Genomic DNA, 8,168 nt, shown 5'->3' on the forward strand with positions numbered 1-8,168 from the left:
GCACAAGTCCGTTGCAGGCGTCGTCCGGCAAGACGGTCCGGCATCGTTTGAACAGGGGCGGAGATCGGTCTGCAAATAACGCCCTATGGGCCATTGCCATGGTTCGGATGCGCAGTGATCCGCGTACCCGTGCGTATGTGGATCGTCGGACAAAGGAAGGCATGTCGAACAAGGAAATCCATCGCTGCCTGAAGCGCTATATCGTCCGTGAACTGTACCCGCTCATCTTGGCCGATTTGGCCGATTCGACGGCCGCTGCTTGACATAGGAGCGTCAACGCACCGACGGAAAGCTTCTTCAACAGCTTGAAGAACGAACGGGTTCACGCCACGCGCTACCGGACGCATCAGGACGCGAAGGCCGATCTGTTCGAATACATCGAAGTGTTTTACAACCGCAGTCGTCGTCATTCGTCGCTCGGCTTGGTTTCTCCGGAGCGGTTCCTTCGGGACTGGGTCAAAGCTCAGCAGACCAAGGATGCCGCTGCATAACTCGGGACCGTTGGAAGGCGAAAAACCGAGGGAAGCTCACATTCAAAGGGGCGAGATTGAGCTTAAGGTTTGGTCGGATAGGCATGACAGAAGAGCAGTGAGCATAGGGCGGACGCTACACATTGCACATCATGGCGCACTGTCCCGTCTTTCAAAAATCAACCAATGATGTTGATTTCGACCTGCCCTGGAATTTTCGGACCATCTGAAACTTGCGAGTGATTCATCGGACCTGTCCGACCCCGAAGGATGAAGCGGACAGCGCACCGGACTAGTATTGCGAAGTAGCGGTGCGCCAGGCGCACGCGATGCCGCTGCTCGACAGCCTGAAGCGGTGGTTCGAAGCCACGCTCCTGACGCTGTCGGGGAAATCGGATACCAGCATAGCGATTCAGTACGCCCTGAACCCCTGGGCCGCGCTCGTCTACTACTGCAGCGACGGTCGAGTTGAGATCGATTGGACTTGCCCCTGCATGACCAGACACGCGGCCGCGCTTGCTTATCTCACCGTCGGCAGCGGTGGCTCGCCTGCCGTCGTTGCATTGCGCGCCCAATCTGCGAACTCTCTGTCGTAGCGGCGACCGATGTACGCGACGTAGTTCTCGTAACCGTCGTAATCGCCAGCACGGAAGCGTGACACGATCGTGTCGACATCGGCGCGATGGCGCTCGAACATGAAGCGCGTTGCCATGTAGCCCCACCGGTATGCACGCGCGACGTAGTCGCTCGACGAGTAACGCGTCTCGAGCACGTCCGAGAACCGGTATGCGCCCGTCTGCGCAGCGTCGATCGATTCCTGATTGTCGTTCTTTCTAGACAGATATTCGGCGACGCCTTCGATCCACCAGACAGTCGGCTTCGCGGTGCTCGCCGTGAAGTCGCCCGCCAAGTTGTAGCGACCGTCAAGATAATGTGTAAACTCGTGCTCGAGGTTCCACACCTTGAACTCTGGTCGGAGCCACGACGCCTCGTGGGCGATGAAACGCGCCTGATTGCCGGGCGCAGACGGGTCGCCCTCGAGATATATGCCGCCGTTGTCGGTGCTGATTCCGTAGATTACCGAAGCATACTTGCGATAGTTCGCGTAGTCGTCGAAGACGACGAGCTCGATCGTGTCGTTGCGATCGCCCACGACCGGCTTGCGTCCGGTCTTCATCATCCGGTGGAAGTAATCGTCCTGCCGCGCGACCGCCGCACATACCGACTGCAGATGCGGTACCGTCATGTCCTGCGCGAGGATACGCACGCTCGTGTTGCACGCGTAACGATGCGTGAGCACCGCGTCGGTCAGCCGCTTCTTGTAGTCGCACGTGCCGTAATCCGCGCAGTTGCCAGGATCGCCGTGGTCGACTGCTTCCGCCGCCGCGAGCCACAGATCGCTGTCCGTGCCCGTCATGCTCGTCGAAGCGAGCATGGTCTGGATCATCGTTTTCACGCGCGGCTTTTGCGTCGGATATCGGAGAAAGCGAAACGCTTCGCGCGCCGCATCGGCTAGCTGGTAGGCGGCGCTTGTGTTCGACAGGCTCGCACGGTTCGCGACGGCGAAGCGATTGAGCGTCTCCGGTAGCGTCGCGTCGCTGTCGAGCATTTGCCGCGCGTCGCTGCGCTGATGCGCGTAGAAGAACACCGTCAGCAAGCCGGTGAAGCCGTCCGCCGCACTGCGCTGCAGCAGCGGCGCCGCCGCCTGCGGATTCGTCGCGCTCGACGTATAGAGCGCAACGCGGTTCTTCAGCGTTGGCAGGTAGTACGCCTCATCCTTCATGTTCGTGATGAGCTTCATCAACTCGTTCGCGGTGCTGGGTGCACGCGAATTCTCACGGTAGAGTGCATCACCCTCGAGGCTTTGTTTGATATACGGACGCAGCGACACCGCGAGATTCGGAATCGGATCGGCGATGCCTGACACATCATATTGGTAATAGGCGGAACGCAGATAAATCAGCAAATTGACCAGAATCAAATTGCTCGCGTCATAGCGATATACCTCCTGCACGAAACGACTCGCGACGGCGTGCACGTTCTCAGCATTGAAAATCTGTGCGGCCAACGCTTGGTCGACGGAAAACAGGCCGTAATGGCATTCGTAATCGGGAAGGTTCGCGATGTAGTCGGCGAGTGCTGCGCCGCGATACTGGGTCATCACTAACATGTCGCGACAATCGGCGCCCGGTGCGCTGCGTTTGCTGCGCTTGGTCGGCTGCTGTTGCTGCGAAGGCTTAGTCAATGCCGCGCGGTCCTGCTCGCTGACCGGAAGGTTGTACTTGGCCTGTTCCGGCGAGACCGGCAAATTCTGCGGCACGCGCGGCATGCGCGCTTGCTTTTGCTGCGCCGGCTGCGTATCGGCCCATGCCGATCCGATCAAAGCCGCGGATACCGACATTGCGACGGCAGCGGACCAGCGAAAGATCTTGCTAGACACCTTGGCTATTGGCACTTGACTTGTCTCCAAGTGTTTTGGAAATTCGACAATAAATTACATTATACTTTCATGTCAATTCCAATTGCCATGATCATCACCGTCAAACGGCGCATGAAGCTCGCGAACGTGTCGCCCAAGCTGCTGGCGCTTCTGCGCGAAGACTCAATCACGCTCGACCAGCTTGCCGCACTCGCGCTCGCGGACAATCACGACACGCAGGAACGCTTGTGGTTCGAGGCCAACGAATGGCAACGTCAACCGCACTATCTGCGGCAGGCGATTACCCGCGCCGAGATCGATGCGAGCCGCAGTCGCCTCGTGCGCTTCGTCGGGCTCGCCGCCTACGAGGCAGCAGGCGGCTACGTGCGCCGGGACCTGTTCAGCGATGACGAGCATGCGGGCTACATTGCCGACGCCGACCTATTGCAGCGCCTCGCCGCACAGAAGCTCGACGCGGCCACCGAGACGGTACGCGCCGAAGGTTGGGGCTGGACGGAAACGCGTGTCGAACGAGACATGCTGGAACTGAACCGTTACGGCAGACTGCGCCCTGTGCAGCGCCCCTACACCGACGAGGAGCGGCGCGAACTCGAAGCCCTGGCCGCGCAACAGACCGAACTGGGCGATAAGCTCGATGCGCTGGCGGAGGGCGACGAGGACGCTTACGACGAAGCCGAACGCCTCGACGCCGAGATCGGACAGGTCGACGCCGCGATCCGCGCCCTCGGAACCAGCACTATCGTGTGGGACGCATCACAGATGACCGAGGCCGGGGCGTTCGTGATTGTCGGTCCGCAGGGCGAACTGGTCATCGAGCGCGGTCTCGTACGGCGCGAGGATAGCGCAGCGCTCGATGCAGCAGGCGCGGCCGTGACCGGCACAGCCGAGGCAGATGCGCCGGACACGGCAGACGCACCGGCCAAGATCAAGCCTGTCCACAGCGCGACGCTCTGTCAGCGGCTGACCGCACATCGCACTGCCGCCGTCCATGCGGAACTGGTCGAGCAGCCCGCCGTGGCACTCGCGGCCCTGTTGCGGCATCTGGTTCCGCAGGCGTTTCCGGAGCACTACGGCCACGGCTTCACGCCGCACTATCTGGCACTGTTCGGCAACAACAATCACGATGACCTGCTGCGCGCGGCGGACGACCTCGCCGTCAGCCCGGCCTGGAACACGATCGAGACGCAGCGCACACGCTGGATCGCGGAACTTCCAGCAAGCCAAGCCGATCTGCTGCCGTGGCTGCTCAAGCAGGACGCGCACACGACCTTGCTAGACCTACTCGCGTTTTGCACAGGAACCGTGCTCGACGGCATTGCGACGTCAGAAGCGCCACACGCGATCAACGCACTGGCCGATGTCCTGAGTCTCGATATGGCCTGCTACTGGACACCCACGCGCGCCGCGTACTTCGACCATGTCAGTAAGGCGCGCATCGCGGAGGTCGTGTCCGGCGCAGTTTCTCCCAAGGTCGCGGCGGACCTCGCGAAGATGAAAAAGGGCGACGCGGCAGCCGCGGCGGAACTGCGCCTCGCGAAGGTCACATGGCTTCCGGAAATCCTCACCGATCGGGAAATTCCGGCATCGCCCTCATGGGCTGTCCACGGCGACGACGAGGATGACAACGATGGCGACGACGTCGAGGCCGATGAGAATGGCGGCAATGACGACAATCCCGTCAACCACACGCCTCACGATGTCGAGCCGTCCACCGGAACCACCGAACAACCGCCGCGGCCTTTCCCGACCACTGAATCGGTAACCGCTGAAAAAACGGGGCCGGATGTCGCGTAACTGTTGATCCTCATTCGATGACGCGACACAGCAGACGGCAACGCACTTCAGGGCCTGCCGTCTGCTGACCTGCCCTGCGCCGCTTGGCTAACAGTACCCGACGGGTGGTGCTCTGACCGCCCGTCCACCCAACCACTCGCAACCAGCAGCATCAAGCAGAGGATCGTTACGCTCGTCAACCATAGACACCGCGTCGAACGTACAAGGCGTCGCTCCATTGCCGTCACCATCGTGTCCACCCGCGCCGCCCCCGTGTCCACCGCTTTCTCGAACCGACCGATCACGCCATCCAGCCGCTCACGCTGTTCGCGCCCCGAAATTGCCACAGCACCGATCATCCGATTGCCGGCCGAGCGCACAACGCGACTGGTCAGCTGTGCGCTGAGCGCCGTCAGTGAGGCCTCGTTGAGATTCGCCAACGCTTCCCGGTACCGCACCTCCTGTTCCTGAATCAGGTTCTCCGCCACTGTAATCGTCGCCTTGCACCGTTCAAGCGCGCGGCGGTGTTGTTGCATCAACGCATCGTTCGCGCCACCGATTTCCCGACGAGCCGCTTCGAGACTGCCCTCGCTCGCCCATCGAATACGCTCCGGCATTGCCTCATACAGGCGCGCGTAGTACTCGAGCACCGCGATGATGGACCAGAGCGCGTCGTTGTCTTGCAGATTCAGGGCGCCCGATACCCGGCGCATCCGAGCCAGACTCGTGTCATCCGGGACCTCGCCGGATACCTCCTGAAACAGGCGCATCAGCAGCTCGACTGATCGTCTACGATTCATTGTCTGCGCCAGCGGTGTCAATCATCGTCGAAAACATCGTGTCGCACAGCGCTCGCCAGCGCAGCAGCTCTGCCCGCTCGCCGATGTGCATCGTCTCCGACGCGACGCGAATCGACATCCTCTGACTACGCAATTCGTCCGCGACGCGATCCGCCAGATCCGGGAAGTCGAGTGTACGTCCTCGTGCTTCGACCGATTTGCGCAATTGCGACGACTGATACAGAGTGAACTTGTCCGGCGTACCGAAATGACCGTTGCGCACGACATGGATCGTCGCGTCGGGAAATGTCGGGCTGAACGCGCGCAGCAGTTCCAAACTGTCACGCTGCCGGTTGATCACCCAAGGCACGACGAGTTCGCGCCGTAGTTCGCCGAGCGTACTGGCAAGTGTCGCGCCAAAACGGGCAATGCCCGGTTGGCTGCGCGCCGCCGTGTTGACAACAATGGCCGCGTCCCGGCGTTCGTCACAGAAGTTGACCAGACCGATCCAGCCGTCGGCTTCGTCCAGGCTGTAGGCCACGCACGGTACCTCGTCCTGAATCGCTTTCATCACGTCGGGATTGGACGTATCGGTTTCGACCAGCGCGACAGGAAAATCACGACGCTGGAGGTAGTCGGCCAGCGCGAGCGAGACAAAACTCTTGCCTACACCGCCCTTGCTGCCGCCCACCAGATAGATAGCGTATGTCGTTGCCACGCTCGTCCTCTACAGGTTCTCGGTGTCCGGTGCGATCTCGAACGAGAACGTGTCCTGAATCACCATGCCCCCCGGTTTGGTCGTCGTCCTTCGACTACCCTTTCGGTCTCGATTCTTAATTTGATCGACAGTCGGTGGTCTCGTTTGCTTCGGCTGCTTCATTCGCGGTGAGGCAGTAATCAGCCCCGGCGGGTCGGCTCTTTCCGCATGCCCGGATTTGTGATTTTTTGCTACGCGCTGCATCGCGTAGCGCAACGTGCTTGCGCTGATGTCGAAGCCCTCTTCCGCCAGTTGCTGAACGATTTCTTCGAATGTGTACCCCTTCTGTTGCGCGCCGTTGATCTGCGGCCGCATTGCATTCACCGCCTCACGCACAGTGACGTGATGCTCGTGTGCAGGCTTGGGTGGCAGCGCGTCGAGACGGCGAGCGACTGCGTCCCATTGCGCTTGAGTAAAGTGCTTTACGACCGGCATGATCCGCCTCGACACACTTCTTTGAGACCATCTTGCTGATCGAAATAGCGGTCGTCAATGCCCGAAAGTAAGCCGAACTTCGCGCATCGGACCGTGTGGGAACGGGCCGGAATTGCACGGCATCGCAAAATATTTTTTGTCGCCGCGCTGAGGCAGCACGAACTCGTGATCGACGATGCCTTAAGTTGCAAACGACGAGTGGAATCGGATGCACCTGATCATGTGAGCGATGCAACTTGCTCGGGATCCGCGTTGCCGCCTGCTGGTCGAGTTCGCGCTCGCACTGATGCGGTCGCGTGTTCAATCATTCACTTTTGTTGCGCAGTGTGTGGCGGGCCCGATCGCTCATGTCACTCACAACGCTTCGTTTTCCTACGTCACCTGACCAAAGGATTGACATGACGCAACCCGTGTCGTCCGCTGTTTTTGATTACACACGGATCGTCTTGTTGCGCCAGACGTGCATCCTTCCTGCTCACTCTGAAAGCGTCTTCTTGCAGCCATGGCTTCATCTTTCTGCGTGACCACATTGAATCGCGCGCGGTAATCGGCGAACGGAGCGATGAAAGGACAAAAGACAAGACACGGCAGGATAGGCTTGCGCCGGTTTTTGGCGCCATTGCACTTCACCGCGACAAGACATTTTCTTTCCAACAACCACATCACTTTCGAATTCAGCACCTGCAGCGTGAGCACGCAGCACCAGGCAATCGGAAATTTTTAATGTCATCACTATGAACGCAAATTTTCAATATTCTGGATAACGATATTGTTGCGTTCACGGAACGGATGTCTATATTTGAAGGAGCGGCAGTCAGCACGTCGCGTTTCGCTGCACCCTCATGTCGACCAACGAGGCACCACCGGGCCCAGCTCTGGAGGAACATTCCGTGGCATTTCTTAAACTTGCGATCGCATTTGGCACAATCATTGCGATTGCGAAGAGCATTCAGCTCTTCGGCCATCACGCTCGACGCCAGTACGGCTACAGTTTTTTCACGGCACGTGGCTTTTGGCTCGCTGCGATCGGCATCAATCTCGTGTGGTGGGGATATTTCGGATGGGGAGCCGCAGTGCTTCGGCATGAACCGACGTGGAGCGGTCTCGTACTCATGGCAATGGGGCTTGCGGCAGCGATCCGGTTGATCTACGAAAACGTTCGGGGTACGGGCGCGGTACACGGCTTCTGCGGATCAGTGCTGCAGTTCATGTTGTTTTTCCCGGTGGCACTCTACGGCGTACCGCTTCTCGCGATCGCGGTGCTGTTTCTGCTCTTTGCGACATTCAAGGCCGGACCGGTATGGTTCGCTGATCGTGAATAAATAGAGCGCCTCAGGACAGCAGTGTCCGATGCACCTGACCATGAGCAATATCCTCACAACCGGTCGAATCACCGTCAGAACAGGTTCAACGGGCCTGTCAGGAATTTTGTGTTTAAGAGACGGTTTCAGAAAGGCCCCGTTGGGCTGTTAACTTTCGCGGCAAGCTGTTAACCTCAGGCATCGGAACAACCG

7 protein-coding genes and 2 pseudogenes are annotated in these 8,168 nt (G+C 59.6%); 5 read left to right on the forward strand and 4 right to left on the reverse strand.

Annotated features, from left to right (window positions below):
- From KVT39_RS35785 to KVT39_RS35795, 3 genes and pseudogenes are all read left to right on the forward strand, one after another.
- Nucleotides 1–263 (forward strand): transposase (locus KVT39_RS35785; RefSeq protein ID WP_217591345.1); only part of this gene is annotated, 263 nt, incomplete at its 5' end.
- 12 nt (nucleotides 264–275) lie between these two features.
- Nucleotides 276–491 (forward strand): annotated as a pseudogene (locus tag KVT39_RS35790) (IS3 family transposase); the annotation flags it as partial.
- Between the two features lie 290 nt (nucleotides 492–781).
- A pseudogene (locus KVT39_RS35795) lies at nucleotides 782–949 on the forward strand (transposase); the annotation flags it as partial.
- Nucleotides 950–990: 41 nt separating this feature from the next.
- Here KVT39_RS35795 and KVT39_RS35800 read toward each other — a convergent pair.
- Complete coding sequence (locus tag KVT39_RS35800; RefSeq protein WP_217591349.1) at nucleotides 991–2,871, reverse strand: collagenase; 1,881 nt, start codon at nucleotides 2,869–2,871, stop codon at nucleotides 991–993.
- 126 nt (nucleotides 2,872–2,997) lie between these two features.
- Here KVT39_RS35800 and KVT39_RS35805 point away from each other — a divergent pair, with 126 nt between their 5' ends.
- Nucleotides 2,998–4,704 (forward strand): chromosome partitioning protein ParB, encoded by a 1,707-nt coding sequence (locus KVT39_RS35805; RefSeq protein ID WP_306795622.1) that lies wholly within the window; start codon nucleotides 2,998–3,000, stop codon nucleotides 4,702–4,704.
- Nucleotides 4,705–4,751: 47 nt separating this feature from the next.
- Here the strand turns inward: KVT39_RS35805 and KVT39_RS35810 are convergent, their stop codons facing one another.
- Genes KVT39_RS35810 through KVT39_RS35820 form a run of 3 tightly spaced genes read right to left on the reverse strand, consistent with a single transcriptional unit; the run spans nucleotide 4,752 to nucleotide 6,654 of the window.
- Nucleotides 4,752–5,453: a hypothetical protein gene (locus tag KVT39_RS35810; protein WP_217591346.1), complete on the reverse strand. Its 702-nt coding sequence runs from the start codon at nucleotides 5,451–5,453 to the stop codon at nucleotides 4,752–4,754.
- Between the two features lie 19 nt (nucleotides 5,454–5,472).
- Nucleotides 5,473–6,180, reverse strand: a complete 708-nt coding sequence (locus KVT39_RS35815; RefSeq protein WP_217591347.1) for a P-loop NTPase — start codon at nucleotides 6,178–6,180, stop codon at nucleotides 5,473–5,475.
- A gap of 9 nt (nucleotides 6,181–6,189) precedes the next feature.
- Nucleotides 6,190–6,654, reverse strand: a complete 465-nt coding sequence (locus tag KVT39_RS35820; protein WP_217591348.1) for a hypothetical protein — start codon at nucleotides 6,652–6,654, stop codon at nucleotides 6,190–6,192.
- Nucleotides 6,655–7,496: 842 nt separating this feature from the next.
- Here KVT39_RS35820 and KVT39_RS35825 point away from each other — a divergent pair.
- A complete protein-coding gene (locus KVT39_RS35825) occupies nucleotides 7,497–7,976 on the forward strand; it encodes a hypothetical protein (RefSeq protein WP_254640780.1) in 480 nt (159 codons plus the stop codon).
- Nucleotides 7,977–8,168: the final 192 nt, after the last annotated feature.

This window comes from Burkholderia sp. GbtcB21, assembly GCF_019091065.1.
Classification (GTDB): Bacteria; Pseudomonadota; Gammaproteobacteria; order Burkholderiales; family Burkholderiaceae; genus Burkholderia; species Burkholderia pyrrocinia_C.